Origin of the sequence: Mesorhizobium sp. dw_380 (assembly GCF_018588885.1) — a bacterium.
GTDB lineage: Bacteria > Pseudomonadota > Alphaproteobacteria > Rhizobiales > Rhizobiaceae > Mesorhizobium.
In genome coordinates this window covers 1-938 of record NZ_JAFFIW010000129.1, presented here as the reverse complement: position 1 = coordinate 938, position 938 = coordinate 1, and the positions used below count along the sequence as shown (strand labels likewise).

The window sequence follows — 938 nt, the reverse complement described above, 5'->3', positions numbered from 1 at the left end:
AGCGTCTCGGCACGCCGGCCGAAGCGGTGACGCTGCAATTCCTTGATGATCTGGATCAGACGGGCATTCTCGGCGTCGCGCGCCAGGACCATCGCCTTCAGCGCGTCCGGATCGTCGGGAAGCTGGTCCGCCGTCATCGCCATGACAGGATCAGACCATATTCACCGACAGCCCGCGACAGCGGAATCCAGGCTGATTCACTTCGTCGCGGGTCAGCCGGCCTGGGCTGGAACGCGGGTCCGGCGCGCCTCGTGGACCCGCCGCCAGTCAAGCCCTTCAAGCAGCGCCGAGAGCTGCGCGGCCGTGAGCCGCATCATGCCGTCATGCACTTTCGGCCAGCGGAACTCCCCATCCTCCAAACGCTTGGCATAGAGGCAGACCCCGGTGCCATCCCAGAAGATCAGCTTGATCCGGTCAGTCCGCTTCGCCCGGAAGACGTAAACGGCCCCGCTGAACGGATCGGCCCCCGTCGTCTCTCGCACCAGCGCCGCCAATCCCTCCGCACCCTTGCGGAAGTCGACCGGCTTCGTCGCCACCATGACCTTGACCGCACCCGTCGGCCCGATCACGACGTCGCCTTCAGCGCGCGGATCACTGCGGCCACCGTCTTGGTATCGGCGCCCCGGCCGACGCGCATCGCGATGCCGTCGATCTCAAGCTCGATCATGCCGGCATCTCGGGTGGCTTGCCGTTTCCGCTGCTTCGGTGAACGGCTGGCTACAGGTTCCGCCGCCGCCAAAACCGCCGGCACAAAGGCAGGAGAATCTTGCTGCACCGAAGCGGCCTGTTTGCGCGCTTCCCGGCGCCAGGCGAAGACCTGCTGCGGCCTAAGGCCATACCGACGGGCGACCTCGGAAATGATTGCGTTCGGCTCCAGCGTCTCCGCGATGATCCGCGCCTTGTCATCCACCGACCAATGACGCCGACCGCCAGCACCG

2 protein-coding genes are annotated in these 938 nt (G+C 66.3%); both read right to left on the bottom strand.

Translation table 11 applies throughout. From position 1 onward, the window contains the following. Positions 1-212 precede the first annotated feature (212 nt). The gene (gene tnpB, locus JT360_RS33200) at positions 213-569 is read right to left on the bottom strand and encodes an IS66 family insertion sequence element accessory protein TnpB (protein WP_214477693.1); all 357 of its coding nucleotides are present in this window, start codon (positions 567-569) and stop codon (positions 213-215) included. Further along, on the bottom strand, positions 566-938 hold a 373-nt coding region (gene tnpA / locus JT360_RS33195), incomplete at its 5' end, for an IS66-like element accessory protein TnpA (RefSeq protein ID WP_214477690.1). The genes tnpA and tnpB, both read right to left, overlap by 4 nt.